The 26,644-nt window shown below is 69.3% G+C and carries 24 protein-coding genes; 13 read left to right on the top strand and 11 right to left on the bottom strand.

Features of this window, described 5'->3' with window-relative positions; translation table 11 throughout:
- The first annotated feature begins 188 nt into the window (after nucleotides 1-188).
- The 8 genes from QM772_RS06980 to pgi all read left to right on the top strand — a co-directional run bounded on the left by QM772_RS06980 (nucleotide 189) and on the right by pgi (nucleotide 9,385).
- On the top strand, nucleotides 189-1,169 hold the full coding sequence (locus QM772_RS06980) for an ABC transporter permease (RefSeq protein WP_415134892.1): 981 nt from the start codon (nucleotides 189-191) through the stop codon (nucleotides 1,167-1,169).
- A 45-nt stretch (nucleotides 1,170-1,214) separates the two neighbouring features.
- Nucleotides 1,215-2,798, top strand: a complete 1,584-nt coding sequence (locus QM772_RS06975) for an ABC transporter substrate-binding protein (protein WP_415134891.1) — start codon at nucleotides 1,215-1,217, stop codon at nucleotides 2,796-2,798.
- Nucleotides 2,799-2,869: 71 nt separating this feature from the next.
- Entirely contained in the window at nucleotides 2,870-3,781 is a 912-nt protein-coding gene (locus tag QM772_RS06970; protein ID WP_415134889.1) for an ABC transporter permease, read from the top strand.
- Between the two features lie 71 nt (nucleotides 3,782-3,852).
- A complete protein-coding gene (locus tag QM772_RS06965; protein ID WP_415134887.1) occupies nucleotides 3,853-4,854 on the top strand; it encodes an ABC transporter ATP-binding protein in 1,002 nt (333 codons plus the stop codon).
- 120 nt (nucleotides 4,855-4,974) lie between these two features.
- Entirely contained in the window at nucleotides 4,975-5,988 is a 1,014-nt protein-coding gene (locus tag QM772_RS06960) for an ABC transporter ATP-binding protein (RefSeq protein WP_415134885.1), read from the top strand.
- 88 nt (nucleotides 5,989-6,076) lie between these two features.
- On the top strand, nucleotides 6,077-6,715 hold the full coding sequence (locus QM772_RS06955; protein ID WP_415134883.1) for a choice-of-anchor C family protein: 639 nt from the start codon (nucleotides 6,077-6,079) through the stop codon (nucleotides 6,713-6,715).
- Between the two features lie 120 nt (nucleotides 6,716-6,835).
- Entirely contained in the window at nucleotides 6,836-7,783 is a 948-nt protein-coding gene (tal, locus tag QM772_RS06950) for a transaldolase (protein WP_415134881.1), read from the top strand.
- 3 nt (nucleotides 7,784-7,786) lie between these two features.
- The gene (gene pgi, locus QM772_RS06945) at nucleotides 7,787-9,385 is read left to right on the top strand and encodes a glucose-6-phosphate isomerase (RefSeq protein ID WP_415134879.1); all 1,599 of its coding nucleotides are present in this window, start codon (nucleotides 7,787-7,789) and stop codon (nucleotides 9,383-9,385) included.
- A 134-nt stretch (nucleotides 9,386-9,519) separates the two neighbouring features.
- Here pgi and groL read toward each other — a convergent pair whose 3' ends face one another.
- Both groL and groES read right to left on the bottom strand, forming a co-directional pair.
- On the bottom strand, nucleotides 9,520-11,166 hold the full coding sequence (gene groL, locus QM772_RS06940) for a chaperonin GroEL (RefSeq protein ID WP_415134877.1): 1,647 nt from the start codon (nucleotides 11,164-11,166) through the stop codon (nucleotides 9,520-9,522).
- Nucleotides 11,167-11,257: 91 nt separating this feature from the next.
- Nucleotides 11,258-11,551 carry a co-chaperone GroES gene (gene groES, locus QM772_RS06935; protein ID WP_415134875.1) on the bottom strand — a complete coding sequence of 98 codons (294 nt, stop codon included), beginning with the start codon at nucleotides 11,549-11,551 and terminating at the stop codon, nucleotides 11,258-11,260.
- Between the two features lie 234 nt (nucleotides 11,552-11,785).
- Between groES and QM772_RS06930 the strand changes: the two genes are divergently transcribed.
- From QM772_RS06930 to QM772_RS06920, 3 genes are read left to right on the top strand one after another with little or no spacing between them, the layout of a single operon-like run.
- Nucleotides 11,786-12,688 carry a glutamate ABC transporter substrate-binding protein gene (locus QM772_RS06930; RefSeq protein WP_415134873.1) on the top strand — a complete coding sequence of 301 codons (903 nt, stop codon included), beginning with the start codon at nucleotides 11,786-11,788 and terminating at the stop codon, nucleotides 12,686-12,688.
- 3 nt (nucleotides 12,689-12,691) lie between these two features.
- Entirely contained in the window at nucleotides 12,692-13,354 is a 663-nt protein-coding gene (locus tag QM772_RS06925; RefSeq protein WP_415134871.1) for an amino acid ABC transporter permease, read from the top strand.
- Complete coding sequence (locus QM772_RS06920) at nucleotides 13,351-14,151, top strand: amino acid ABC transporter permease (RefSeq protein ID WP_415134869.1); 801 nt, start codon at nucleotides 13,351-13,353, stop codon at nucleotides 14,149-14,151. The genes QM772_RS06925 and QM772_RS06920 overlap by 4 nt, the downstream gene beginning before the upstream one ends.
- A 74-nt stretch (nucleotides 14,152-14,225) precedes the next feature.
- On the opposite strand, the gene QM772_RS06915 is transcribed toward QM772_RS06920, so the two are convergent.
- The 3 genes from QM772_RS06915 to QM772_RS06905 form a co-directional block, all read right to left on the bottom strand.
- Nucleotides 14,226-14,915 (bottom strand): enoyl-CoA hydratase/isomerase family protein, encoded by a 690-nt coding sequence (locus QM772_RS06915; protein WP_415134867.1) that lies wholly within the window; start codon nucleotides 14,913-14,915, stop codon nucleotides 14,226-14,228.
- Nucleotides 14,916-14,976: 61 nt separating this feature from the next.
- Nucleotides 14,977-17,325 (bottom strand): N,N-dimethylformamidase beta subunit family domain-containing protein, encoded by a 2,349-nt coding sequence (locus QM772_RS06910; RefSeq protein WP_415134865.1) that lies wholly within the window; start codon nucleotides 17,323-17,325, stop codon nucleotides 14,977-14,979.
- 2 nt (nucleotides 17,326-17,327) lie between these two features.
- The gene (locus QM772_RS06905) at nucleotides 17,328-18,296 is read right to left on the bottom strand and encodes a tripartite tricarboxylate transporter substrate-binding protein (RefSeq protein WP_415134863.1); all 969 of its coding nucleotides are present in this window, start codon (nucleotides 18,294-18,296) and stop codon (nucleotides 17,328-17,330) included.
- A 92-nt stretch (nucleotides 18,297-18,388) separates the two neighbouring features.
- On the opposite strand from QM772_RS06905, the gene QM772_RS06900 reads away from it, so the two are divergent.
- Nucleotides 18,389-19,327 carry a LysR family transcriptional regulator gene (locus tag QM772_RS06900; RefSeq protein ID WP_415134861.1) on the top strand — a complete coding sequence of 313 codons (939 nt, stop codon included), beginning with the start codon at nucleotides 18,389-18,391 and terminating at the stop codon, nucleotides 19,325-19,327.
- 2 nt (nucleotides 19,328-19,329) lie between these two features.
- On the opposite strand, the gene QM772_RS06895 is transcribed toward QM772_RS06900, so the two are convergent.
- Both QM772_RS06895 and QM772_RS06890 read right to left on the bottom strand, forming a co-directional pair.
- Nucleotides 19,330-20,139 carry a family 1 encapsulin nanocompartment shell protein gene (locus QM772_RS06895; RefSeq protein ID WP_415134859.1) on the bottom strand — a complete coding sequence of 270 codons (810 nt, stop codon included), beginning with the start codon at nucleotides 20,137-20,139 and terminating at the stop codon, nucleotides 19,330-19,332.
- 3 nt (nucleotides 20,140-20,142) lie between these two features.
- On the bottom strand, nucleotides 20,143-21,252 hold the full coding sequence (locus tag QM772_RS06890; protein ID WP_415134857.1) for a Dyp-type peroxidase: 1,110 nt from the start codon (nucleotides 21,250-21,252) through the stop codon (nucleotides 20,143-20,145).
- 113 nt (nucleotides 21,253-21,365) lie between these two features.
- Here QM772_RS06890 and QM772_RS06885 point away from each other — a divergent pair, with 113 nt between their 5' ends.
- Nucleotides 21,366-22,196 carry an urease accessory protein UreD gene (locus tag QM772_RS06885; protein ID WP_415134855.1) on the top strand — a complete coding sequence of 277 codons (831 nt, stop codon included), beginning with the start codon at nucleotides 21,366-21,368 and terminating at the stop codon, nucleotides 22,194-22,196.
- A gap of 141 nt (nucleotides 22,197-22,337) precedes the next feature.
- Here QM772_RS06885 and urtE read toward each other — a convergent pair whose 3' ends face one another.
- The 4 genes from urtE to urtB form a co-directional block, all read right to left on the bottom strand.
- Nucleotides 22,338-23,030: an urea ABC transporter ATP-binding subunit UrtE gene (gene urtE, locus QM772_RS06880; protein ID WP_415134853.1), complete on the bottom strand. Its 693-nt coding sequence runs from the start codon at nucleotides 23,028-23,030 to the stop codon at nucleotides 22,338-22,340.
- 69 nt (nucleotides 23,031-23,099) lie between these two features.
- On the bottom strand, nucleotides 23,100-23,984 hold the full coding sequence (gene urtD, locus QM772_RS06875; RefSeq protein ID WP_415134851.1) for an urea ABC transporter ATP-binding protein UrtD: 885 nt from the start codon (nucleotides 23,982-23,984) through the stop codon (nucleotides 23,100-23,102).
- Complete coding sequence (urtC, locus tag QM772_RS06870; RefSeq protein ID WP_415134849.1) at nucleotides 23,981-25,090, bottom strand: urea ABC transporter permease subunit UrtC; 1,110 nt, start codon at nucleotides 25,088-25,090, stop codon at nucleotides 23,981-23,983. Before urtC ends, urtD begins: the two co-directional genes overlap by 4 nt.
- Nucleotides 25,087-26,571: an urea ABC transporter permease subunit UrtB gene (gene urtB / locus QM772_RS06865; protein ID WP_415139505.1), complete on the bottom strand. Its 1,485-nt coding sequence runs from the start codon at nucleotides 26,569-26,571 to the stop codon at nucleotides 25,087-25,089. Before urtB ends, urtC begins: the two co-directional genes overlap by 4 nt.
- Nucleotides 26,572-26,644 lie beyond the last annotated feature (73 nt).

Raw genomic sequence — 26,644 nt, 5'->3', positions numbered from 1 at the left:
TTCTTTGGTGGCTGGCGTGGCGCGCCCGCACTTTCCGGGGCCTCGTCATCCCCGCCTGCGCGGGGATGACAGTGGCGGGGAGGAGGCCGTAGCCAGGATGCCGCCCGGCACGGAGCTTGCTGGCTTTCCCTGTCTATGCCACGCATGCGCTCTGATAGCATGCAACGCTTGCCTTCGTTCATTGACGCATGGGTGCATTCATTCTCCGCCGGTTGGTGCAGGCCGTCATCGTGATGGTGTCGGTGGCCTTCATCGCCTTTCTGCTGTTCCAGTACGTGGGTGATCCGGTGGTGTTCCTGCTGGGGCAGGACGCGACGCCGGAGCAGATTCGCCAGTTGCGCGCCGACCTGGGGCTGGACCAGCCCTTCTTCGTGCAGTTCTGGCATTTCCTCGTCAATGCGGTGCAGGGCGAGTTCGGCCTCAGCCTGCGGCAGGGCGCCAAGGTGTCGCGCCTGCTGGGCGAACGCTTCCCGGCGACGTTCGAACTGGCCATGGTGGCGGCCTTGCTGGCGCTGCTGGTCGGGGTGCCGATGGGGGTCTACGCGGCGCTCAAGCGCGGCACCTTCCTGAGCCAGACGTTCATGACGCTGTCGCTGCTCGGCGTCTCGCTGCCGACCTTCCTGATCGGCATCCTGCTGATCCTGGTGTTCTCGGTCTGGCTCGGCTGGCTGCCCAGCTTCGGGCGCGGCGAGACGGTGCAGTTCGGCTGGTGGAACTCGGGCCTGTTCACGTGGGACGGCTGGCTGCACGTCATCCTGCCGGCCATCACGCTGGCGGTGTTCCAGCTCACGCTGATCATGCGCCTGGTGCGCGCCGAGATGCTGGAGGTGCTGCGCACCGACTACATCAAGTTCGCGCGCGCCCGCGGGCTGACCGACCGGGCCATTTATTTCGGCCACGCGCTCAAGAACACGCTGGTGCCGGTGATGACGATCACCGGCCTGCAACTGGGCGGGCTGATCGCCTTCGCCATCATCACCGAGACGGTGTTCCAGTGGCCCGGCATGGGCCTGCTGTTCATCCAGGCCGTGACCTTCGCCGACGTGCCGGTGATGGCGGCCTACCTGTGCCTGATCGCGCTGATCTTCGTCGTCATCAACCTGATCGTGGACATGCTGTACGTCGTGGTCGACCCGCGCCTGCGGGTGGGCAAGGCGGGCGGCCATTGAGGCAGCACCCTTTCTTTTTTCGTTGTATCCCAGGAGACCCAGCCCATGAAGCACCCCAAGACCACTCTGTCCGCTCTGACCGCCGCCGCGCTGCTGGCGCTGGGCGCCGCCGCCTCGGCCCAGACCGCGCGCATCGCCAACCAGGGCGATGCGCTGTCGCTGGACCCGCATTCGCTCAACGAGTCCCTTCAGCTCACCATCACCGGCAACGCCTACGAGCCCCTGGTGGACCTGGACCCCAAGCTGAACGTCGTGCCGGGGCTGGCCACCTCCTGGAAGCAGACCTCGGACACCGTCTGGCGCTTCGAGCTGCGCAAGGGTGTCAAATTCCATGACGGCACGCCCTTCACGGCCGACGACGTGGTGTTCACCATGGGCCGCGTGGCGGGCGAGGGCTCGGACATGAAGGCGTACGTCAACGACTTCAAGGAAGTGCGCAAGATCGACAGCCACACCATCGAGATCGAGACCAAGACGCCGCTGGCGATCCTGCCGCAGATCCTCACGCAGGTGATGGTCATGAGCAAGAAGTGGTGCGAGGAGAACAAGGCCGAGCGCCCGGTGGACCGCCGCAAGGGCGTGGAGAACACCGCCTCGTTCAAGACCAACGGCACCGGCCCCTTCCACGTGCGCGAGCGCCAGCCCAATGTGCGCACGGTGTTCGTGCGCAACCCCAACTACTGGGGCAAGGTGCCGGGCAACGTGCAGGAAGTGGTCTTCACGCCCATCGCCGCCCCGGCCACGCGCGTGGCGGCGCTGTTGTCGGGCCAGGTGGACGTGATGGAGCCGGTGCCGGTGCAGGACATCGACCGCGTGAACAAGAACGCCGGCACGCGCGTGCTCACCGGCCCCGAGTTGCGCACCATCTTCCTGGGCATGGACCAGAAGCGCGACGAGCTGCTGTTCTCCAGCGTCAAGGGCAAGAACCCGTTCAAGGACGTGCGCGTGCGCAAGGCGTTCTACCAGGCGATCGACATCGCCGGCATCCACAAGACCGTGATGCGCGGCGCCTCGCGCCCCACGGCGCTGATGATCGGCCCCGGCAACAACGGCTGGACCGACGCGCAGGACAAGCGCTTGCCCTACGACACCGAGGCGGCCAAGAAGCTGCTGGCCGATGCCGGCTACCCCAACGGCTTCGAAGTCACCATGAACTGCCCGAACGACCGCTACGTCAACGACGCGCAGATCTGCCAGGCCGTGGCCGCCAACCTGGCGCGCATCGGCGTCAAGATCAATTTGCAGGCCGAGACCAAGGGCACCTACTTCCCCAAGATCCTGCGCCGCGACACCAGCTTCTACATGCTGGGCTGGACGCCGTCCACCTACGACGCGCACAACGCGCTGAACGCGCTCATGCGCTGCCCTGACGACAAGACCGGCGCCGGCCAGTTCAACCTGGGCAGCTACTGCAACCCCAAGCTGGACGAGCTGACGGTGAAGATCGGCTCCGAGACCGACAAGGCCAAGCGAGATGCGATGATCAAGGAAGCGTTCCAGATCCACATCGACGACGTGGGCCACCTGCCGCTGCACCAGCAGACGCTGGCCTGGGGCGTCAGCAAGAAGGTCGAGATCTCGCCGCGGGCCGACAACTACATGCCCTTCAAGTGGATCTCGATCAAATGATCCACGCCGGCGCTCTGAGCATGTTTTTGGCCTCCAGCGCTTGCCCAGCAAGCGCCAGCAGCTATTGATTCATGAGCACCCTGCTTCACCGCTGGTGGGACAGCGACGTCGGCTACAGCTTCCGCAACTCGCCCATGGCGATCGTGGCGGCGGTGATCGCCCTCATCTGCGTGTTCTGCGCCACGTTCGCGGGCTGGGTGGCGCCGCACAACCCGCTGGACCTGACCACGCTGGAGCTGAGCGACGCGCGCCTGCCCCCGGTCTGGCAGGCCGGCGGCAGCGCCAAGTACCTGCTGGGCACCGACGACCAGGGGCGCGACATCCTGTCGGCGCTGATGTATGGCTCGCGCATCTCGCTGGTGGTGGGCGTGGTGTCGGTGCTGCTCTCGGTCGTGGTTGGCGTGCTGCTGGGGCTGGTGGCGGGCTTCAAGGGCGGCTGGATCGATGCGGCCCTGATGCGCCTGTGCGACGTGATGCTGTCGTTCCCCGCCATCCTGGTGGCGCTGCTGATCGCCGGCGTCGGCCGCGCGATGTTCCCCGACGCCAACGAGTCGCTGGCCTTCGGCGTGCTGATCGTCGCCATCTCGGTCACCGGCTGGGTGCAGTACGCGCGCACCGTGCGCGGCAGCACCATGGTCGAACGCGGCAAGGAATACGTGCAGGCCGCGCGCGTCACCGGCGTGCCGCCCTGGCGCATCATGCTGCGCCACGTGCTGCCCAACGTGATGGGGCCGGTGATGGTGCTGGCCACCATCCACGTCGCCACCGCCATCATCACCGAGGCCACGCTGTCCTTCCTGGGCGTGGGCGTGCCGCCCACCTCGCCCTCGCTGGGCACGCTGATCCGCGTCGGCAACGACTACCTGTTCTCGGGCGAGTGGTGGATCACCATCTTCCCCGGCCTCATGCTGGTGCTGATCGCGCTGTCGGTGAACCTGCTGGGCGACTGGCTGCGCGATGCGCTGAACCCGAGGCTGAGATGAGTGCCGAACAGGGCTCCAGCGCTTGACTGGCAAGCGCTGGCAGCTATCAAAAAAAGAGTAAACGACCCACGATGTCCCTGCTGCAAGTCAAGAACCTGGTGGTGGAGTTCCCCGGCCGACGCGGCACGCTGCGGGCGCTGGACGACATCTCCTTCGACATCGCGCCGGGCGAGATCCTGGGCGTGGTGGGCGAGTCGGGCGCGGGCAAGTCGCTCACCGGCGCGGCCATCATCGGCCTGCTGGAGCCGCCGGGCCGCGTGGCCGGCGGCGAGATCGTGCTGGAGGGCCAGCGCATCGACCACCTGCCGCACGAGCAGATGCGCCACATCCGGGGGCGCAAGATCGGCGCCATCTTCCAGGACCCGCTGACTTCGCTCAACCCGCTCTACACCGTGGGCCGGCAGCTCATGGAAACCATCCAGACGCACCTGCCGGTGAGCGCCGCCGAAGCGCGCCAGCGCGCCATCAACCTGCTGAAGGACACCGGCATCCCCGCCGCCGAGCAGCGCATCGACCACTACCCGCACCAGTTCTCAGGCGGCATGCGCCAGCGCGTGGTGATCGCCCTGGCGCTGGCGGCCGAGCCCAAGCTGATCGTGGCCGACGAGCCGACCACCGCGCTCGACGTCTCCATCCAGGCGCAGATCATCCAGCTGCTCAAGCGCGTGTGCCGCGAGCGCGGCGCGGCGGTGATGCTGATCACCCACGACATGGGCGTGATCGCCGAGACCTGCGACCGCGTGGCCGTGATGTACGCCGGCCGCGTGGCCGAGATCGGCCCGGTGCACGAGGTCATCAACCACCCCGCGCACCCCTACACCGCGGGGCTGATGGCGGCCATTCCAGACATGGCGTCCGACCGCGACGAGCTGTACCAGATCGACGGCGCCATGCCGCGCCTGAATGCCATCCCGCCCGGCTGCGCCTTCAACCCGCGCTGCCCGCACGGCTTTCAGGCGCGCTGCCGCACCGAGCGGCCCGAGCTGATGCCGGCCGGCGCCACCCGCGCCGCCTGCTGGCTGCATGCGCCCGATGGTCTGGTGAAGCCGATCGTGCGGGAGAGCGTGGCATGAGCGCCGCCCGGCCGCTCCGAAGGCGCTCGCACCCGCAGTCCGAAGGACGGAGGGTAGTCCAGTGAGCCGCCGGGCCGTTCCCAAGGCGAATACCGCAGCCCGCAGGGCGGAGGTTGCCCAATGAACGCCGAGAGCACTACGCCTCTGGTCCGCGCCGACGGCCTGGCCCGCAGCTTCGACGTCTCGCCGCCGCTGCTCAACCGCCTGCTGGAGCGCAAGCCGCGCCAGCTGCTGCGCGCTGTCGATGACGCCACCTTCAGCATCGACAAGGGCCAGACGCTGGCGCTGGTGGGCGAGTCGGGCTGCGGCAAGAGCACCGTCGCGCGCCTGCTGGTGGGCCTGTACGAGCCCACGCGCGGCAGCTTCCACTTCGACGGGCAGGACGCGCACGCTGCCTTCCATGCCGGCGGTGCACGCGCGCGCAAGCTGCGCGAGCGCATCCAGATGATCTTCCAGGACCCCTACGCCAGCCTCAACCCGCGCTGGAAGGTGGCCGCCATCATCGCCGAGCCGATGCGCGAGCACGGCACCGTCACCGGCAAGGCGGCGCTGGAACAGCGCGTGGGCGAGCTGCTGCAATCGGTGGGCCTGGCGCCGGCGGACATGGCGAAGTATCCGCACCAGTTCTCGGGCGGACAGCGCCAGCGCATCTCCATCGCGCGGGCGCTGGCCACGCAGCCGGAGTTCCTGGTGTGCGACGAGCCCACCAGCGCGCTCGACGTATCGGTGCAGGCGCAGGTGCTCAACATCATGAAGAACCTGCAACGCCAGCAGGGGCTGACCTACCTGTTCATCAGCCACAACCTGGCCGTGGTGCGCCACGTCAGCGACCAGGTGGGCGTGATGTACCTGGGCCGCATCGTCGAGCTGGCGCCCAAGCACAGCCTGTTCAGCGCGCCGCGCCACCCCTACACGCGCATGCTGCTGGACGCCATCCCCAAGATGCACGACACCGGCCGCGCCCGCACGCCCGTGCAGGGCGAGGTGCCCAACCCGCTCAACCCGCCCAGCGGCTGCACCTTCCACCCGCGCTGCCCGCACGCCAACGACCGCTGCAAGACCGAGCGGCCGGCCATGCTGCGCCTGGGCGACGTGCAGGTGGCCTGCCACGCGGTGGAGGAAGGGCGCATCTGAGGCTTCCGCGCTGAGTGACCCATCGTTACAATCCACGATGGTGCGCGATGCGCCGCATCACATCGGCCATCCACGCAGGAGAGAAAGCATGAAGACGAGGACATTGGGACTGTTCATGGCCGGCGCGTTGCTGGCGGGCGCGGCGCAAGCGGCGCCGTTTCAGAACGGCAGTTTCGAGGACGGCACCGACCCCGGCTCGTTCATCAACGTGCCCAACAGCACTACGGCCATCACTGGCTGGACGGTGAGCAGCATCGATTACATTGGCACCTATTGGAACGCTCAAGACGGCGTCCGGTCGGTCGATCTGAACGGCACCGCCCCAGGCAGCGTTTCGCAAACCTTCGACACCGTGGCGGGCCGCACGTACCGCGTCAGCTTCTACCTGGCCAGCAACACGGATCAGAGCGGCGCAAAAACAGTCGATGTCCTGGCGACCCCTGGCGGCACTACCGGCAGCTTCACTTTTCCCAACACCTCGCCCTCCACACCCAGCAGCATGGGTTGGACGCAGTACAGCTACACCTTCACGGCGACCAGTGCGAGCACCACGCTCAGCTTCGCCAGCACGGTCACCGGTACCCCGGCCAATGGCGCCGCTCTGGACAACGTGAGCGTGACCGACGTCACGCCAGCACCCGTGCCCACGCTGTCGCAATGGATGCTGTTCGGCCTGGCCGGCTTGCTCGGCGTGGCGGCGCTGCGCAGGCGCGGCCTGTCGCGCTGAAGCCGCTGGCGGCACGCGCGCCGTCCTTGTAGTTGCTGGCCGATCTTTCGGGGCTGCCCGAAGATCGGCTTCTTGCTTCTTGCTTTTTGCGGCCCGCCCACAGCGGGATAATCGGCCCCCATGAACCAGCTCGACGCCCTCAAGCAATTCACCACCGTGGTCGCCGACACCGGCGACTTCCGCCAGCTGGCGCAGTTCCAGCCGCGCGACGCCACCACCAACCCTTCGCTGATCCTCAAGGCGGTGCAGAAGTCGGAATACGCGCCGCTGCTGGCCGACACCGTGGCGCAGCACCGCGGCAAGCCGCTGGACGAAGTGGTGGACCGTCTGCTGGTGCGCTTCGGCACCGAGATCCTCTCCATCATCCCCGGCCGCGTGTCCACCGAGGTGGACGCGCGCCTGTCCTTCGACGAGGACGCCACCTTCACCCGCGCCGAGCGCATCATCGAGCTGTACCAGGCGGTGGGCGTGCCCACTGAGCGCGTGCTGATCAAGATCGCCAGCACCTGGGAGGGCATCCGCGCCGCCGAGCGGCTGGAAAAGCGCGGCATCCACTGCAACCTGACGCTGCTGTTCAGCTTCTGCCAGGCCGTGGCTTGCGGGCAGGCCAAGGTGCAGCTCATTTCGCCCTTCGTCGGCCGCATCTACGACTGGTACAAGAAGCAGGCGGGCAGCACGTGGGACGAGGCGGCAATGGCCGGCGCGGGCGACCCGGGTGTACGTTCAGTGCAGCGCATCTACGAGCACTACAAGCACTTCGGCATCGCCACCGAGGTGATGGGCGCGAGCTTCCGCAACGTGGGGCAGATCACGGCGCTGGCCGGCTGCGACCTGCTCACCATCAGCCCCGAGCTGCTGGCGCAGCTGGCCGCCACCGACGCGCCGCTCACGCGCGCGCTCGACCCGCAGGCCGCCCAGGGCAAGGATCTGCCGCCGACCCACTACGACGAGGCCGCCTTCCGTCTGGCGCTGAACCAGGACGCCATGGCCACCGAGAAGCTGGCCGAGGGCATCCGCGCCTTCATCGCCGACGCCGAGAAACTCGAAGCCTTGATGAAGTCCGCCTGACGCATGGATTGGCAACGACGCCCGCGCTGCGACGAGACAGCGGCCTGGCCGCTGCTGAAGGCGCATGCCGGGCAGGCTTTCCGAGGCCCGGGCGCGTTCGACCTGCGGCGCGCCTTCGATGAAGACCCCACGCGCTTCGAGCGCTTCAGCCTCGATGCGCCGCCGCTGCGTGCCGACCTCTCGAAGAACCTGATCGACGCCGAGGCGCAGCGCCTGCTGACCCAACTGGCCCACGAGTGCGGCGTGGAGGCGCACCGCGACGCCATGCTGCGCGGCGAGCGCATCAACGCCAGCGAGCGGCGCGCCGCCACCCACGTGCACTGGCGTTGGGCATCGAATCGGCCCCCAGCGCTTGATGGACAAGCGCCAGCAGCTATCAAAATCATAGATGGCGTGGTGCCCGAGGCGGCCGCCAGCCAGGCCGGGATGCTGGCCTTTGCCGAAGCCGTGCGGGCCGACGGCGCGATCACCGACGTCGTCAACATCGGCATCGGCGGCTCCGACCTGGGGCCGCGCATGGTGGTGCAGGCGCTGCGCGCCGGCGGCCTGGCGACCGGGCCGCGCGTGCACTTCGTCTCCAACATGGACGGCCACGCGCTCGCCGAGCTGCTGCCGCACCTGCGAGCCGGGCACACGCTGTTCATCGTCGCCTCCAAGACCTTCGGCACCGCCGAGACCCTGCGCAACGCCCGGTCGGCGCGCGACTGGTTCACCGCCCAGGGCGGCACCGACGTGGCGCGCTACTTCGTCGCGCTCAGCGCCAACGAAGCGGCGGCGCGCGACTTCGGCGCCGGCCGCTGCTTCGCCTTCGACGAAGGGGTGGGCGGACGTTTCTCGCTGTGGTCGCCCATCGGCCTGTCGATCGCCATCGCCGGCGGGCGCGCGGGCTTCGAGGCGCTGCTGGCCGGCGCGCGCGCGATGGACGGGCACTTCGCCAGCGCGCCGCTGGCGCGCAACCTGCCGGTGCAACTCGCGCTGCTCGACCTGTGGTGCCGCAACGTGCTGGCCTTCGGCAGCCGCTGCGTCACGCCCTACCACCACGGCCTGCGCAGCCTGCCCGCCTACCTGCAGCAGCTGGAGATGGAAAGCAACGGCAAGCGCGTGGACCTGCGCGGCCACCCGCTGGCCGCCGCCAGCGCGCCCGTCACCTGGGGCCAGGCCGGCAGCAATGGCCAGCATGCCTTCTTCCAGATGCTGCACCAGGGCAGCGACGTGGTGCCGGTCGAGTTCGTGCTGGTGCGCGAGGCCGCGCACCGCCTGCCCGGCCACCACGCCAAGCTGCTGGCCAACGCGCTGGCACAGGCGCGCGCGCTGATGCTGGGCCAGCCCGGGGATGCGCCCGAGCGCCACTTTCCGGGCAACCGCCCGTCCACCGTGCTGCTGCTGCCCGATTTGTCGCCGTACAGCCTGGGCGCGCTGCTGGCGCTGTACGAGCACCGCACGTTCGCGCTGGGCGCGCTGTGGGGCATCGACAGCTTCGACCAGTGGGGCGTGGAGCTGGGCAAGCGCCTGGCGGGCGAGATCGAGCCGGCGCTGGGCGGTGGCGAGTCCGGCGCGCTGGACGCATCGACCGCCGGGCTGCTGGGGTGGCTGCGCGGCTAGCTTGCTCCTGAAAGAAGAGCTTCCGGCGCTTGATGGGCGGTCGTTACAGCCCAATTTTGCTTGAGTCCATGAAAAAAGAGCCGCTGTCGCCAGCGGCTCTTCTTCATGCAGGCTTCAGGCAGCCCGGGCGGGATTTACATCATCCCGTCCATGCCGCCCATGCCCCCCATGCCGCCGGGCATGCCGCCGGCCGGGGCCTCGTCCTTCGGTGCCTCGGCGACCATGGCCTCGGTCGTCAGCATCAGGCCGGCCACGGAGGCGGCGTTCTGCAGCGCGGTGCGGGTGACCTTGGTGGGGTCCAGGATGCCCATCTCGATCATGTCGCCGTACTCGCCGTTGGCGGCGTTGTAGCCGAAGTTGCCCTTGCCTTCCAGCACCTTGTTCACCACCACGCTGGCTTCGTCGCCGGCGTTGTAGACGATCTCGCGCAGGGGCGCTTCGATGGCCTTGAGCACCAGCTTGATGCCGGCGTCCTGGTCGGCGTTGGCGCCCTTGATGGCACCGGCGGCCTGCTTGGCGCGCAGCAGCGCCACGCCGCCGCCGGCCACGATGCCTTCTTCAACGGCGGCGCGGGTGGCGTGCAGGGCGTCTTCCACGCGGGCCTTCTTCTCCTTCATCTCGACCTCGGTGGCGGCGCCGACCTTGATGACGGCCACGCCGCCGGCCAGCTTGGCCACGCGCTCTTGCAGCTTCTCGCGGTCGTAGTCGCTGGTGGCTTCCTCGATCTGCACGCGGATCTGCTTGACGCGCGCCTCGATGTCCTCGGCCTTGCCGGCGCCGTCGATGATGGTGGTGTTTTCCTTGCCCACTTCGATGGTCTTGGCCTGGCCCAGGTCGGCCAGCGTCACCTTCTCCAGGCTCAGGCCGACTTCCTCGGCGATCACCTTGCCGCCGGTCAGGATGGCGATGTCTTCCAGCATGGCCTTGCGGCGGTCGCCGAAGCCCGGCGCCTTGACGGCCACCACTTTCAGGATGCCGCGGATGGTGTTGACCACCAGGGTCGCCAGGGCTTCGCCCTCGACCTCTTCGGCGATGATCAGCAGCGGGCGGCCGGCCTTGGCCACGGCTTCCAGCGTGGGCAGCAGCTCGCGGATGTTGCTGATCTTCTTGTCGAACAGCAGCACGTAGGGGTTGTCCAGGATCGCGGCCTGCTTCTCGGGGTTGTTGATGAAGTAGGGCGACAGGTAGCCGCGGTCGAACTGCATGCCTTCGACCACGTCCAGCTCGTTGTCCAGGCTCTTGCCGTCCTCGACGGTGATCACGCCTTCCTTGCCCACCTTGTCCATCGCGTCGGCGATGATCTTGCCGATCGACTCGTCAGAGTTGGCGGAGATGGAGCCGACCTGGGCGATCTCCTTGCTGGTGGTGGTGGCCTTGCTGGCCTTCTTCAACTGATCGACCAGCTGGGTGACGGCCTTGTCGATGCCGCGCTTGAGGTCCATCGGGTTCATGCCGGCGGCCACGTACTTCATGCCTTCGCGCACGATGGCCTGGGCCAGCACGGTGGCGGTGGTGGTGCCGTCGCCGGCGTTGTCGCTGGTCTTGGACGCGACTTCCTTGACCATCTGCGCGCCCATGTTCTGGAGCTTGTCCTTCAGCTCGATCTCCTTGGCGACCGAGACACCGTCCTTGGTGACGGTGGGGGCGCCGAACGAGCGCTCCAGCACCACGTTGCGGCCCTTGGGGCCCAGGGTGGTCTTGACCGCGTTGGCCAGGATGTTCACGCCTTCGACCATGCGGGCACGGGCGTCAGAACCGAAAACTACGTCTTTTGCTGCCATTTGAGTTGGCTCCTGAAAATATGAATGAAAAAGGGCTCCAGCGCAGGTGTGTCAAGCGCGGGCAGCTATCAAATCAAGAGTAAGTGGGGGATTACTTGGATTCGACGACGGCGAACAGGTCGTCTTCTTTCATCACCAGCAGCTCGTCGCCGTCGACCTTGACGGTCTGGCCGCTGTACTTGCCGAACAGCACGCGGTCGCCGACCTTCACGCTCATGGCCGACAGCTCGCCCTTGTCGTTCTTCTTGCCCGGGCCCACGGCCAGCACTTCGCCCTGGTCGGGCTTCTCGGCGGCGTTGTCGGGGATGACGATGCCGGAGGCGGTCTTGGTCTCGTTCTCCAGACGCTTGACGATCACGCGATCGGCGAGGGGGCGCAGTTTCATGGATGCTCCTAGGGTGTTGATATGAAACGGGTTTTTTTCAAGGCTGGCCGCGCCGTGGGGCACGGCCAGCCGCTCAAAAAGACCTGGAGCGGAGCGCTTGTTAGCACTCAACTCCAGCGAGTGCTAATCATAAGGCTAAAAACGCCGGATTCAAGGGGCGAACCGGCCGGGCCGCTCGCGCATTGCATGGCTGCTATATATTGACTCACGTCACCAACCATCCAAGAGGACCGCATGTCGATCAAATCCATCCTGAAATCCACCGTGGCGGCCCTGGCGATCACGACCGGCGGGTCGCTTTTCGCGCAGGGCACGCCCATCGACGCGGCGGCGTTCGACGCGCTGGTGGCGCAGGGCCCCGTGGCCGATGCACAGGCCATCGCGTCGAGCACCTGGGCCAGCAAGATCAAGCAGGCCGGCACGCTGCGCCTGGGCGGCACGCAGACCTCGAACCTCTTCTCGCTGCTCAACGAGAAAGACGGCAAGGCCCGCGGCTTCGACGCCGGCCTGGCCCAGCTCATCACCCGCTACATCCTGGGCGATGCGGCCAAGGCCCAGTTCACGCAGGTGAGTTCGTCCACGCGCGAGCAGGTGCTCATCAACGGCCAGGTGGACATGGTGCTGGCCACCTACTCCATCACCCCCGCCCGCGCCGAGAAGATCTCGTTCGCCGGCCCCTACTACACCTCGCAGGCCGGGGTGCTGGTCAAGGCGAACAACAAGACGATCCAGTCGCACAACGACCTGGCCGGCAAGAAGGTCGCCACGCAGGCGGGCTCCACGGGGCCCGCGATCCTGGCGCAGCACGCGCCCAAGGCCGTCGTGCAGGAGTTCCAGACGCACCAGGAAGCGCTCGACGCGCTGCGCCAGGGACGCGTGGACGCCTACGTGACCGACTACACGCTGCTGCTCAACGCCCTCAGCCTCGGCACCGGCGACGCGAAACTGGCGGGCGCGCCCTTTGGCGCGCAGGACCCCTACGGCATCGGGCTGCCCAAGGACTCGGACGGCGTGGCCTTCGTCAATGCCTTCCTCAAGAAGGTCCAAGCCGACGGCACCTGGGCCAAGCTCTGGACCATCTCCATCGGGCAGCGCACCGGCAGCAAGGACGTTCCGACGCCGCCCGCCATCCCCTGACCGATGGGTGAGGTTGCCAGGCTTCTAGGCGAGTACGGGCCTGCCTTCGGGCAGGCCCTCTTTCTGACGTGGAAGCTCACCGTGGTGTCCTTCGTGCCCGGCTTTCTGCTGGGCGTGGTGGTGACGGTGCTTCGGCTCCTGCCGCTGCCGCCGCTGCGCTTCGTGCTGACCCTCTACGTCGAGATCTTCCGCAACATTCCCGGCGTGGCGCTGCTGATCTTCATCGTGTTCGCGCTGCCCGATCTCAACGTCGTGATCGACTACGAGCCCAGCGTGATCCTGACGCTGGCGCTGATCTGCTCCGCGTTCACGGCGGACTACCTGCGCGCGGGCATCAACACCATCCCCGGCGGCCAGATCGAGGCCGCGCTCAGCTTGGGGCTGCGGCCGATGCGCATCGTCTCCGCGCTGGTGCTGCCGCAGGCGCTGCGCGCGGTGGTGCAGCCGATGACCTCGCTGCTCATCGCGCTGATGCTGTCCACTTCGCTGGCCTCGCAGGTGCCGTTTCCGGGGCGGGAGCTCACCGCGCTCGTGTCCAAGATCGCCAACGATTCCGCCGCCGGCATCCCCGCGTTCGCCGTGGCCGCGGCGATGTACGTGGCGACAGGGCTGCTCATCGCCTGGGCGGGCGCCACTTTGGAAAAGAAGGTGCGGATACTGCGATGAGCCGCCCGCTGGAAGACGTTCTGTTTGCTGCCCCGAGCCCCCGGGCCCGGACCGTCACGCGGGTGGCCAGCGTGACCGCGGCGGCTGCGCTGCTCGTGCTGGCCGCGGGCATCGTGGCCCGGTTCCACGACGCCGGGCAGCTCGACCGCCGGTTCTGGGAATTCTTCGCCTGGCCGACGACCTGGTCCTTCCTGGCCAAGGGCCTGCTCGGCACGCTGGCATCGGGGGCGATGGCCGCCGTCATCGCGCTGACCCTCGGGCTCGTGCTGCTGGTGGGGCGCCTGGCGCGGGCGCGGCTGGTGCGCTGGCCGAGCATCGCGTTGATCGAGTTCCTGCGCGGCACGCCGACGCTGCTGCTGATCTATGTGTGTTTCCTGGTGCTTCCGTCGGCCGGGATCAAGCTGAGCACCTACTGGATGCTGACGCTGCCCGTTGGCCTCAGCACCGCCGCGGTGGTGGCCGAGGTCTACCGCGCGGGCGTGCTCGCCGTTCCTCGCGGGCAGGCCGCTGCTGCACGCAGCCTGGGGTTGACCGAGGCCCAGGTCTTCTTCCTCGTCGTCTTCCCTCAGGCCCTGCGCTACATCGTTCCGGCGCTGGTCGCGCAACTGGTCATCGTGGTCAAGGACACCACCTTCGGCTACGTCGTCACCTACGGTGAACTCATGCAGAACGCCAAGGTGCTCATCGCCAACTACCACGCGCTGGTGCCCGTGTACCTCGTCGTGGCGGTGCTCTACTGCCTGGTGAACTACGCGATATCGAGGGCGAGCAAGCGGCTCGGCGGGCCGATGCATTGACCCTCGCCAATTCGTGAAGAAGACCTTTGCGCCGTCGAACTCAGCCCGCGAACGCAGGTGAGCGGCAGGAAAAACTACCGTGGCGTTTCGCAGCCGGCTTCGCCGTCCAGCGTGGTGCCGAAGTCCGGCAGCGCCGCGCCGTGCACCAGCGCCTTCACGTGGCTCAGCGCCTGCGGGTCGGTCGCCAGCAGCCGGCGCGCGTAGGCGCGCGCACGCTCGGGCAGTTCGGGGCGGGGCGCTACGTCCCACACCAGGCCCCATTCGCAGGCGCGCCGGGCGTCGAACTCGTCGCCCAGCCACAGCAGGGCCTTGGCGCGGCCGAGGCCGACGAGCCGCGGCAGCAGCGCGTGCACCCCGCCGGTGCCAGGCAGGCCGAGCTGCGCCTCCGGCAGCTTGAAGCGCGCGTCGTCGCTGGCGATGACCAGGTCGCAGTTCAGCGCCAGCTCCAGCCCGGCGCCGACAGCCCAGCCCTGCACCGCCGCGACGGAGGGCTTGCCGCCGTTCACCAGCGCATCGGCCAACTGCTGCAAGCTGGCGACGAAAGCGGCCGAGCCGGGCGCGTCGCGGTCCTTGCCGGCGCAGAACGCGCGGCCCTCGCCCTCGATCAGCAGCGCCCCCACGGCCGGGTCGGCCTGCGCCTGCCGCACGGCGCCCAGCAGCGCCTGCGCCATGCCGGGCGTCAGCGCGTTGAGGCGTTCGGGCCGGTGGAGGGTGATCTCGAACAGGCCGTCGTGCTGGTGGCAGATGATGTCGGGGGTGTTCATTGGATGACCTTCGTGCTTCGCACTGCGGTGCGAGCCCCCTTCGGAGCGGCCGGGCGGGGGCTCATGCGGATTCGGTCGTCGCGGCTTCGGCCGGCGCCTGCGCGTAGGGACCGCGGGGTGGATAGGGTACCGAGAACGCCGACAGCACGTTCGCCAGCAGCCGGCCCATGCGCCCATCGACCCCCAGCACCCAGCTGGCGCCCACCGCGCCGGCGTTGAACACCCGCCCGCCTTCAGGCCGCTGCCACACGATCATCTCGCACGATAGGCCGTCCAGCGATACCGTCGGCGCCTCGAAGTAGTCCAGGTAGGCGTCCAGCCGGCCGGGGGTGGGTCGGATGCCCTCGGCGATCACCTCGATGCCGGGCTGGATGAGCGGGCGGTCGGCGTCCTCGGGCACGCGCCGGGTCATGCGCATCAGGGTGGCGGTCGTCAGGTCCCACTCGTGGCCGATGGCGCGTGGCAGGCTGCCGCCGGGCCCGTGGCCGAAGGTGTCGCCGGCGCGCAGGCCGGTGGCGAAGGGGGCGGTGAAGAGCGGGTGCGCGGCGTCGCGCACGCGGTAGACGCCGAAGTCGCGCGGCTCGGCGAAGCCCCAGCCCGCCGTCTCCAGCCCGATCAGCCGGGCGCAGGACTGGCCGGCAAAGCGCCACAGGCCGCCGCGCCGGCCGTCCTGGCTGTGGTACTGCTCGCCGTGCGGGCCGGCCGGGGCCACCACGTCGTCGCCGCCTGCCGGCAGGCCGTCGTGCGGCGTGCGGGTCTTGCGCTGTTCCATCACCGTGCAGCCCTCGTCGAAGCTGACGCGCCAGTACATCGAGTTGCCCGACAGCACCACGGCGCAGCCGCCCTGTCGCAGGTAGTGGTCGAGCCCGTCGCAGGCGGGTTGCGACCAGTACTCGCTGTGGCCGTTGACGATGACGGCGTGGTAGCCCTTCAGCAGGTCCGGGTTCCGGTGCAGGTCGAGGTCGCTCGCCAGGTCGTAGTCGTAGCCGTGCGCGTCCAGCCACACGTGCAGTTGCCGTTCCAGCCGGGTCCATTGCGCGAAGCCGCTGCCCTCCGGGTCGTACAGCTCGTAGGGCGCCGCGTTCGGGCGCGGCATGCGCAGCCCGGCGTGGTAGGTCGGCTGGCCGGCGCGGTGGTAGCCGTAGGTGCACTGCCGGGGCGCCAGCGGGTGGCTGTTGGGCAGGCCGGTGCTGCGGCGCGGCCACACGGCCGGCTGCGGATGAGTGGCGGCGAAGGGCGAGGCGGCATAGGCCAGCCAGGTGTTGGTGGCGCACAGCACCAGCAGCTTCGGCGCCGCGCGGTGCCTGGCGCGCCGGACGACGAAGGTCACGTCGTAGCGCGCGGGCTGGCCTTGCCACTGGAACTCGAAGCGGCCCACGTACAGGCCGCTGCGGGCATCGGCGGGCAGGGCGAACGCGTGAGTCGGGCGCCAGCCGCAATCGACCAGGTCGTCGCTGGCCAGGCGCAGCCCGGCGCGGCGCGGATCGAGGCGGGCGTCGGCGGGCGTGGTGTCGTCGCGGTAGCGCGGTACCTCGGCGGGGTCGAACGCGGGGCCGTTGATGAGGCGGGTGCCGTGGTTGATCAAGCGGCCGTGGCGGCCGTGCGGTCCCAGGTCGCGCACGCGGTCGCCATGCATCTCGTCCAGCGGCCAGCAGGCGAGGAGGTCGGGGTGATCTGGGGCGGAGAGGCCGCGGCCCTGGAAGCGCTGCGCGATGGCCGCCGCGTCGAGGCCGACGCGGTACAGGGCCGGCATCGCCAGGTCGCCCTCGAAGAAGAGGTCGGTGCGGCCGTGTACGCCGCAGGCACCCAGCCGGATCGGGCCATCGGCCAGATCGAAGCTCGGCGCCGCCTCGGCATCGGCGACACGCGCGCCGTTCACCCACAGCGCGATGTGGCCGTGCTCGAGCGTGGCCGCGACGTGCAGCCATTGCCGCAGCGGCAGGGCCTGGGGTGAGCGCAGAAGCGTGCGGCGCCCGGCTTCTTCGGCCAGGGGGGCGGCGCCGCAGCCCAGCGCCAGGTGTCCGGCCGGATCGACGAACAGGCCGAAGCCCGCGTCGGCGCCCGCGTGCTGTTCCATCTGGGAGAACACGCACTGCCAGCCGGCGAGTCCCCAGATTTGCATCCAGCACTCGAAGCCCAGGCTGGCGACTGCTTGCGCCGGCAGACCGTGCGGCACGTGGACGCAGGAACCGGGATGGATCGGCTGCGCCTGGGGCGCGGGGCAGGCTTGTGTCGCCAGCACCTCGTCCGTCGAAGGGCCGTTCAGGTCGGGGCCGAGGCGGCAGAGCGAGACGGTGTAGGGCACGTCGGCGCTGACGTGCAAAGCGATGCGGTCGCCCGCTTCCACGCTGATCTGGTCGGCGTAGGCGTGGAGGCCGGGGAGTTCCAGTGCACGGTGCGGCGGCGGCATGCTCAGTCGATCGTGAAGCCGGAGGCCTTGACCACTGGTCCCCAGGTGGCGAGATCGCTGCCCACCAGCGCGCCCAGTTCGGCGGGCGTGCTCGGGTGGGATTCCATGCCCAGCTTGAGCAGCCGCTCCTTGATGCTCGGCTGCATCAGCACCTTGCTCAGCGCCGCGTTGATCTGCTGGAGGGTGGCCTCGGGCGTGGCCTTGGGTGCGAACAGCGCCGTCCATTCGAGCGAGTCGAAGCCGCTGACGCCGAGCTCCTTCAGCGTCGGCACCGAGGGCAGCAGCTGCGCGCGCTGCGATCCGTTCACCGCCAGCACGCGCAGCTTGCCGGACTGGGCGTGCGGCGCGACGTCGAGGATCGGCAGGATGCCGGCGTTGATCTGGCTGCCGAGCAGGTCCTGCACCAGCGGCGCGGCGCCCTTGTAGGGTACGGCTTGCAGGGTCGCTTTGGCGTCGCTGCCCAGCTTGTAGCCGATGAAGTGGGAGACGCTGCCCGCTGCCGGCACGCCGTAGCTGGCGAACTTGGCGTCGCCGCGCGCCAGGTCCGTCCATTGGCGGATGTCCTTGGCCGGCACCGAGGCGGGCAGCGCGATGGCTTCGTAGAAGCTGGTCATGCGGCCCACGGGCTTGAAGTCCGCCACCGGGTCGTACTTCACGGCCCTGGATGTGAGCGGCAGCATCACCATCATGTGCGAGTTGGCCACCAGGAGGGCCGTGCCGTCGGCCGGGGCGGCGCGGACGTAGTCGGCGGCGATCTGGCCGCCGGCGCCGGCCCGGTTCTCCACCAGCACGGTTGCCTTGAGTTCGTCGCGGAGTCCTTCGGCCAACATGCGGGCCGCCGCGTCGGCCGACCCGCCTGCCGGGTAGCCGACGATCAGCCGCACTGGCGGCTTGGCCTCCTGGGCCGGCGCGGACGCACCGAAGGCCATGAGAGAGAGCGAGACGGCGAGAAGCTGGCGAGGGGTGTGCATGGGAATTCTCCGTGGGTGGTAATCCGCATGTTCATGCCGCCCCGCATCCTTGGGTAGCATGCTTGCCTCGATAGCTTTCATGCGTCGTGCGTATGACCAAACGGCTGGACCGGCTGCATCTCATCCTGACTTTTCTCGCCGTGGCGCAGCAGGGCAACCTCACTTCGGCCGCCAAGGTGCTGGGCACGACGCAGCCCACCGTGAGCCGCCGCCTGCGCGACCTGGAGGCCATGCTGGGCACGCGGCTGGCGGCGCGCACCACCCACCGCTTCCACCTCACGCCGGAAGGCGCCGAGTTGCAACGCAAGGCCATGGCCTGGGCCGACGTGTGGTCGGAGTGGGAGCAGGACCTGAAGGCCACCACCTCGGTGCCCAAGGGCCTGCTCACCATCGTCGGCCCACACGGCTACGGCAACAACTTTCTGCTGGACGCGATCGCCCAGTACCGACAGGCATTTCCGCAGGTGCAGGTGCGGTTGCGGCTGACCGATGGCCCGGTGGACCTGATCCGTGACGGCGCGGACCTGTGGGTGTGCGCGGGCGGTTGCAGCGACCAGACGCTGCACGTGCGCCGGCTCGGCCTGATGCACCGGATATTGATCGCGTCCAGGGACTACCCGGGGCGGGCGGTGCGGCAGCCGGAGGGGTTGGAGAAGCACCCGCTCATCGGCCTGATCCCGCACGTCCACGGCCGCCTGGTGCTGTGCTCGACCCGCACCGGCGAACGGCGCGAGGTGCAGATGCAGTCCGATTTCGCGACCGATGGCCTGCTGGCGAGCTACCGCGCCGTGCAACTGGGGCTGGGCGTGGGGGCGGCCGCGCCCTGGCTCTGCGGCCCCGACCTGGCAGCGGGGCGGGTGCGGCGCATCCTGCCGGGGTGGGAGCTGGAGCCGGTGCCGATCGAGGCGGTGACCGTGGCGGGGCGGTTCCGGCCGGCGCGCATCGATGCCTTCATCGACATCCTGGCGCGGCTGCTCGCGAGCACGAAGGGCTTCGAACTGCTCCTTCGCGGTACGGCGCAGGCCGGCTGAATTTACTTTGCAGGCAGGATCGCCACCGCCGCCTCGGCGGTCAGAAGCCGGAAGGTGAAGGTTTCCTCCAGGTACAGCTTCACGGCCGATTCGGTGTGGCTCAGGTAGCCGATGGACAGGTCGCGCCCCAGGTGCAGCTCGAAGTCGCCGCCGCGCGTGGACAACACATAGGCGCCTTCGATGGCCGGCGCCCAGAGGATGTTCTCGCTGCCCACCAGGCGCTGGATGTGGTTCAGCACCGGGTAGCCCTTGTCGTTGGCCTCTTGCAGCAGGGTGTAGGCCTCGGCGCCCAGCACGGCGGCGTAGGGACCGTCCACGCCCACCAGCTTGAGTTGCTTGAGCGCGGCGGCGACCACGTCCGGATACTCGATGGCCTGCTGGGGCAGCGTGAGGACGGGGTTGGACGTGCCCTCGCGCACGCCCTCGATGCCGGCGGCGGCGTAGCCCAGGAAGATGGCGCGGTCCTCGGCGTAGGCCAGTTGCTCGGCGGCGTCCTTGGCGGGCTGCCAGTCGGAGTCGTCGGCGCCGCGCTCGACGTCGTCGATGGCTTCGCGCGACAGCTCGAAGGGCACGCGCAGTTCCACCATCGGCATGACCACGCGCTGGCGGGCGATCACACCTTCCTGCGGCGCTTGCAGCGTTTTCAGGTGGCCGGTGCCGACGACCGAGCACTTGGCGCCGGCGTCGGCGACTTCCACGTCCACGGCGCGGCGGCCGGCCAGGTTGCGGCGGAAGGTGCGGGCCACTTCCTCTTCGATCTGCGCCCAGGCGGCGTCGGAAACGGGGGCGAGTTCACGGTGCAGGTTGTTCATGCGTTACTCCTTGAGGGTGGGCGATGCGGACTGCGGCTGCCCCTTGAGCGAGCCGATGCGCAGCGTGCCGGCCGCCGGCTCGGCGGGCTGAGGAGCCGCGCCGGATTCGTCGGCTGCCGCCGCCAGCGGGTTGCCGTCCGCCAGCGCCTCCAGCATCGGCTGCGAGGGCACGAAGAACAGCGTGCCGGTGACGGCGGTGCTGAAGTCCAGCAGGCGGTCGTGGTTGCCGGGCGGGCGGCCGATGAACATGTTGGTCAGCATCAGCTCGGTCACGGCGGGGTCGCGCGCGTAGCCGATGAAGTAGGTGCCGTATTCGCCGCGCGAAGGCATGGCGAAGGGCAGGTTGGCGCGCACGATGGCCAGCTCATTGCCGTCCTCGTCCTCCACCACGTTCAGCGCCACGTGCGAGTTGGCGGGCTTCACGTCGTCGGCCAGCTCGATGTCGTCGGCCTTGGTGCGGCCGATCACGCGCTCCTGCTCCTCGGTGGACAGCGCCTGCCACGCGGCCATGTCGTGCAGGTACTTCTGCACGATGACGTAGCTGCCGCCGGCGAAGCCCGGGTCCTCGTCGCCGATCAGCGTGGCCTCCAGCGCCTCGCGGCCCTCGGGGTTCTCGGTGCCGTCGACGAAGCCGATCATGGCGCGGGCGTCGAAGTAGCGGAAGCCGTGCACCTCGTCCACCGGGCGCACGGCACCATGAAGCGCGCGCATGGCCTGCATGGCCAGCTCGAAGCACATGTCCACCGTCTGCGCGCGGATGTGCAGCAGCAGATCGCCCGGGGTGGCGGGCGCGTGGTGTTTGTTGCCACGCAGCTCGCGGAACTCGTGCAGGGCGGCGGGGCGGGGCGCGCCGAACAGCCGGTCCCAGGCGGCGGCGCCGATGCCCACCACCATGTTCAGGCGGTGCTCGGGCAGCCGCCGGCCGACGCTGCGCGTCAGCCCGGCGGCGTTGCCGAAGAAGGCGCGCACCTTCTCCTCGGCGGCGGGGCCCGGCTCGATGCCGAGCACGATGAAGTGCGCCGCCATGCCCTGCTGCTCGACCACCGGCTGCGGCTCGGGTTGCTCGGCGGCGGCCGGATCGGCGGTCAGCGAGGGGATCGGGGCGTCGGCCATGGTGGTTGTCGGGAGGGCATCGTGCGGGGATCGGGCGCCGCCGTGGTGGGGCGACTTGTTCGCACAAGTCTAGCAAGCTGGACGTGCGCCGATGGTGTAATCGGCGGCGACCCATGACCTGGAACGCCACGCTCGACATCCGCTACGCACCGGCCGAAGGCCGCACCGTGGCGCGCCACCGGCACGAGGGGCCGCTGCGCGTGCTCAAGAGCCTGTACCCCGAGTCGCCCCGGGTCTGCCACAACGTGCTGGTGCATCCGCCCGGCGGCATCGCGGGCGGCGACCGGCTGGATGTGACCGTCCACGTGGACGGCGGGGCGCATGGCCTGATCAGCACGCCAGGCGCCACGCGCTTCTACCGCAGCGATGGGCTGCCTGCCGTGCAGGACGTGCGGCTGCACCTGGCCGAAGGCGCGCGGCTGGAGTGGCTGCCGCTGGAGACTCTTGTGTACCCCGGCGCGCGGGCCGAGAACCGACTGGCGCTGGCGCTGGCGCCCGGCGCCGCGCTGATGGGCTGGGACGTGGTGGGCCTGGGCCTGCCGCACGCGGGCCAGCCGTTCGAGCGTGGCTGGCTGGCGCAGCGCATCGAGTGGCCCGGCGTGTGGCTGGAGCAGGCGCGCATCGACGCCGCCGACGCCCGCCTGCTGGGCAGCCCGCTCGGCCTGGCCGGCCAGCGCTGCGTGGCGACGCTGTTCTACGCCAGCGGCAGTCCGCTGGCGCGCGCCGGGCGCGAGCAGGCGCTGGAGCTGACCCGCGAGGTGCTGGATGCGCACCCGCTGGCCGCGCAGTGCGGCGCCACCGTGCTGGACGATCGGCTGCTGGTGGTGCGCGCGCTGGCGCCGGTGACGGAGCCGGCCGTGGGCTTGCTGCGCCAGGTGTGGGCGGTGTGGCGCGGGCACTTCTGGAGCATGCCTGCCGTGCCGCCGCGCATTTGGGCAATGTGACCACCCCCGTTGCTCCACTCGCTGCGCGATGTTGCGGCATCCCCCCTCGAGGGGGCGCACCCACTGGCCGGGGGAACCCCGGCCACGGGTGCACTGGCATGGCCTGCTCCGCGGCCTCCCGGTCCGAGGCGGTTTTCGTCGTCAGATCGCCACGAGCTGCCTAATGCCCTTGGCCGCCATCTCGCTGCCGGGGCCGCGCGCGATGACCTCGCCGCGCTCCATCACCAGGTAGTCGTCGGCCAGTTCCTCGGCGAAGTCGTAGTACTGCTCGCACAGCAGGATCGCCATGTCGCCGCGGTCGGCCAGCATGCGGATCACGCGGCCGATGTCCTTGATGATGCTGGGCTGGATGCCCTCGGTCGGCTCGTCCAGGATCAGCAGCTTCGGCCCGGGCGCCAGCGCGCGGGCGATGGCCAGCTGCTGCTGCTGGCCGCCCGACAGGTCGCCGCCGCGCCGGTGCAGCATCTGCCTGAGCACCGGGAACAGCTCGTACAGCTCGGGCGGAATCGGCGTGCCGGCGGGGCGGTAGGCCAGGCCCATGCGCAGGTTCTCTTCCACCGACAGGCGGCCGAAGATCTCGCGCCCCTGCGGCACGTAGCCCATGCCGGCGCGCGCGCGCTCGTAGGGCGTGCGGCCGTGCATCGGCTGGCCGTTGAATTCGATCTGGCCGGTCTTGATGGGCACGAGGCCCATCAGGCTTTTCAGCAGCGTGGTCTTGCCCACGCCATTGCGGCCCAGCAGCACGGTGACCTTGCCGGTGCGCGCCTGCAAGCCCACGTCGCGCAGGATGTGCGAGCCGCCATAGAACTGGTTGATGCCCTGGACGTTCAGCATGGTTTTATAAGGAAAATCGGCCTCCAGCGCTTGCTGGACGTGCGCTGGCAGCTATTAAAAACATAGTTTTCACCGCCCCAGGTACGACTCGATCACGCGCTCGTCGGCCTGCACCGCGTCCAGCGTGCCCTGCGCCAGCACGCTGCCCTCGGCCAGCACGGTGACGGTGCCCGCCTCGCCGGCGATGGCGCGGATGAAGTGCATGTCGTGCTCCACCACCATCAGGCTGTGGCGCCCCTTCAGGCTGAGGAACAGCTCGGCGGTGCGCGCGGTTTCCTCGTCGGTCATGCCGGCCACGGGCTCGTCGAGCAGCAGCAGCTTGGGGTCCTGCATCAGCAGCATGCCGATCTCCAGCCACTGCTTCTGCCCGTGGCTCAGCAGGCCGGCCGGGCGCGCCACGTGCGCGGCGAGGTGGATGGTGCGCAGCACCTCGGCCAGCCGATCGGTCTGCGCCGAGTCGAGGCGGAACACCATCGACGGGCGCACGCGCTTGTCGGTCTTCAGCGCCAGCTCCAGGTTCTCGAACACGCTGAGCTGCTCGAACACCGTGGGCTTCTGGAACTTGCGGCCGATGCCGAGCTGCGCGATCTCGGGCTCGTTGTGGCGCAGCAGGTCGATGGTGCTGCCGAAGAACACCGTGCCCTGGTCGGGCCGCGTCTTGCCGGTGATGATGTCCATCATCGTCGTCTTGCCGGCGCCGTTGGGGCCGATGACGCAGCGCAGCTCGCCGGGGGCGATGTCTAGGTTGAGGCCGTTGATGGCCTTGAAGCCGTCGAAGCTGACGTGCACGTCCTCCAGGTACAGGATGCGGCCGTGCGTCACGTCCACCTCGCCGGCCAGCAGCGGCCGCGCGTAGCCGGCGCTGCGGCCGCCCGATTCGGTCTTGCCCGTCACGGCGCGGGCGGTGTGCGTGGCCAGGCGCTCGGCGCCGGCTTCCATCAGGTCGGGCGTCATGCCTTCGCCCTCCGCGCCAGCTTGCGCACCAGGCCCACCACGCCCTCGGGCAGGAACAGCGTGACGGCGATGAACAGCCCGCCCAGGAAGTACAGCCAGAACTCGGGCGCGGCCACCGTCAGCCAGCTCTTGGCGCCGTTGACCAGGAAGGCACCGACGATGGGCCCCACCAGCGTGGCGCGGCCGCCCACCGCCGTCCAGATGGCGATCTCGATCGAAGCCGCCGGACTCATCTCGCCCGGGTTGATGATGCCCACCTGCGGCACGTACAGCGCGCCGGCCACGCCGCACATCATGGCGCTGATGACCCAGATCGACAGCTTGTAGGGCAGCGGCGCGTAGCCCGAGAACATGACGCGGGTCTCGGCGTCGCGGATGGCTTGCAGCACGCGGCCGTATTTGCTGCGCACCAGCCAGCGCGCCAGCAGGAAGAAGCCCAGCAGCGCCACGCCCGTCAGCACGAACAGCAGCATGCGCATGTGCTGCGTGGCGATGGGCGCGCCCAGGATGCGCTTGAAGTCAGTGAAGCCGTTGTTGCCGCCGAAGCCCGTCTCGTTGCGGAAGAACAGCAGCATGGCCGCCACCGTCAGCGCCTGCGTGATGATGGAGAAATACACGCCCTTGATGCGCGAGCGGAAGGCGAACCAGCCGAACACCAGCGCCACCAGCCCCGGCACCGCCACCACCAGCACCAGCGTGGCGATGAAGCTGTCGGACAGCCACCAGTGCCAGGGCAGCTCCTTCCAGTCCAGGAACACCATGAAGTCCGGCAGGTCGCTCTTGTAGCTGCCGTCGCGGCCGATCTGGCGCATGAGGTACATGCCCATCATGTAGCCGCCCAGCGCGAAGAACAGGCCGTGGCCCAGCGACAGGATGCCGGTGTAGCCCCAGATCAAATCCATCGCCAGCGCGCAGATGGCGTAGCACATGATCTTGCCCAGCAGGCCGACCATGTAGTCCGACAGGTGCAGCGGGCTGCCTGCCGGCACCGCCAGGTTGAGCACCGGTGCCAGCGCGCACACCACGATCAGCGCCAGCAGGAAGGCGGCCCAGCCGCCACGCGAGAGCAGCGGGGCGCGGGCAGGCAGGGCGATGGAAGTCGTCATGCCTCGCGTCCTTTCAGGGCGAAGATGCCCTGCGGGCGTTTCTGGATGAAGACGATGATGAACACCAGCACGGCGATCTTGGCCAGCACGGCGCCCGTCCAGCCCTCCAGCAGCTTGTTGGCCATGCCCAGGCCGAGCGCGGCGTACACCGTGCCCGCGAGCTGGCCCACACCGCCCAGCACCACCACCATGAACGAATCGACGATGTAGCTCTGCCCCAGATCCGGCCCCACGTTGCCCACCTGGCTGAGCGCGCAGCCCGCGAGGCCCGCGATGCCGGAGCCCAGGGCGAACGCATAGGTGTCGGTGCGCGCCGTGTTCACGCCCATGCAGGCGGCGATGGGGCGGTTCTGCGTGACGCCGCGAACGAACAGCCCGAGCCGCGTGCGCCCGATCATCCAGGCCACGCCGGCCAGCACGGCCAGCGCGAAGGCGATGATGACGATGCGGTTCCACGGCAGCGTCAGGTTGGGCAGCACCTGCCAGCCGCCGCTCATCCACGACGGGTTCTCCACGCCCACGTTCTGCGCGCCGAACAGCGAGCGCACCGCCTGCATCAGCACCAGGCTGATGCCCCAGGTGGCCAGCAGCGTCTCCAGCGGGCGGCCGTAGAGGAAGCGGATCACGCTACGCTCCAGCACCGCGCCGACCCCCGCCGAGGCGAGGAAGGCCACCGGCACCGCCGCCGCCAGGTACCAGTCGAACCCGCCCGGCAGGTACTGGCGGAACAGGCCCTGCACCACGTAGGTGGCGTAGGCGCCGATCATGATGAGTTCGCCGTGCGCCATGTTGATGACGCCCATCAGCCCGTAGGTGATGGCCAGGCCCAATGCGGCCAGCAGCAGGATCGAGCCCAGGCTGACGCCGGTGAACAGCGTGCCCAGGTGTTCGCCCCAGACCAGCGCCTCGTCGATGCCGGCGATGCTGGCGCGGATGGCGGCCTGCACGGGCGGATCGTTCTCGTCGGCCAGGCGCTGGTTGAGCAGCAGTTTGGTGTCGGGGTGCTTGCTGTCGCCCAGCGCCTTGGCGGCGGCCAGGCGCTGCGCGGCGTCGTCGCTGCCGAGCAACGAGGCGGCGCGCGCCAGTTCGAGCCGGGCCTTGACGGCGGTGTCGGCCTCGGCCGCCAGCGCCTTCTCGATCAGCGGCAGGCGGCTGGCGTCCGGATCCTTGAACAGCGTGCCGGCCGCTGCCAGGCGAACCGCCGCGTCGGGGCTGGCCAGGCGCAGCGCGGCCTGGGCGGCGTCGATGGCGCTGCGCATGTAGTTGTTGTTGACCACGTCCTCGGCATCGTCGGGCACCTTCAGCTCGGCGCCGGTCACCGGGTCATGGCCCTTGTCGCCGTCCATGACGAAGACCTGCGTGTCGGTGGTTTTCACCGCTTCATCAGCCAGGGCCTGGAGGAAGGCGGCGGTTTTCTCGTCGGCAGTGGCCACCGCCTGGTTCATGGCGGCGATGCGCTCCTCGGCATCGCCCACGGCCATCGCCCGGGCCTCGTCGGCGGTCAGGGCGCGGGCCTGCGCGGCGAAGAGCAGCAGCAGGGCGGCCAGCAGGTGC

This window comes from Ottowia sp., assembly GCF_047601385.1.
Taxonomy (GTDB): Bacteria; Pseudomonadota; Gammaproteobacteria; order Burkholderiales; family Burkholderiaceae_C; genus Ottowia.
Note: the sequence above shows the minus strand (reverse complement) of the source record. Positions and strands in the feature narration are given on the sequence as shown.